This window comes from Mycolicibacterium vulneris (assembly GCF_002104765.1).
In the GTDB taxonomy this organism is placed as follows: Bacteria; Actinomycetota; Actinomycetes; order Mycobacteriales; family Mycobacteriaceae; genus Mycobacterium; species Mycobacterium vulneris.
On record NZ_NCXM01000093.1, the window covers coordinates 1 to 1,033 of the forward strand.

2 protein-coding genes are annotated in these 1,033 nt (G+C 63.5%); both read left to right on the forward strand.

The window, feature by feature from the left end; all coding sequences use genetic code 11:
• Window positions 1–497, forward strand: a 497-nt coding sequence (locus B8W69_RS29485) for an MCE family protein (protein WP_181447516.1), incomplete at its 5' end; no start/stop codon positions are given.
• A gap of 297 nt (window positions 498–794) precedes the next feature.
• A partial coding sequence (locus B8W69_RS29490; protein ID WP_133058061.1) for an MlaD family protein occupies window positions 795–1,033 on the forward strand: 239 nt, incomplete at its 3' end.

A 1,033-nucleotide genomic window follows, 5' to 3' on the forward strand; every position in this document is an offset into this window, starting at 1 on the left:
CGTATTTGGCGCGTGGTGCCGCCGACCTGGTGCCGACGGCGCAGCTGCTGGACACTTACAGCCCGGAAATCTATTGCACGCTGCACAATTACCACGACATCGTGCCCATCACCGGTGCCTCCGAGGGCGGCTTCAACGGTTATTCGTTGAACATGGACACCGAGGTCACCTCCGGACTGGGTCTGATCGCGAACCCACTGTCGCTCGCCGCCGTCGCGGCGCTCACGCTGGGGCTCGGCGCCACGGCCGGTCTGGTCGGCGGCGCGCCCAACCCCTACATCTATCCCGAGAACCTGCCGCGGGTGAACGCGCGCGGCGGACCCGGCGGCGCCCCGGGGTGCTGGCAGAAGGTCACCCGCGACCTGTGGCCCGCACCGGAGTTGGTGATGGACTCCGGCAACAGCCTTGCGCCGTACAACCACCTGGACACCGGATCGCCGTATGCGATCGAGTACGTCTGGGGCCGCCAGGTCGGCGACAACACCATCAACCCGTAGATCCCGCTTGGCGCGCGAAAGCTCTCCCGGCAACATCATTCGTTGGCCGACGTCAGCGGTCAACCGCCGCCAGCGGCAACGGTTATTTGAAAAATGATGTTGTGCGCCCGCCGATTTGACTGTTGCTTTGTTTGTGCCACGGCGGCGCGGTACATTTCATTGACTTATTGCATGTGTGTACAGTCAAGCGCTGGGTGGCGGCACCAAGATGAGGGGCAGGGTTGGCAACCGTGGGTCTGGACAACCACCCGTATAGGTGGCTGCCCCTGATGATCTTCGGGCCCCCGGCGTAGCGCCATGGATGGTTCACCCGTTCAAATCAACGACTCGCGCGAGCCGCCCTACAAGGCGATCACCTTCGTCGTGCTTGCGGTGCTCGCGGTGATCTTCACCCTGGTTTACATCCAGTTCCGCGGAGGTTTCACTCCCAAGACGGAGCTGACCATGTTGGCGTCGCGGGCCGGGTTGGTGATGGATCCGGGTTCGAAGGTGACTTATAACGGGGTGGAGATCGGCCGGGTGGGGTCGATTGCGGA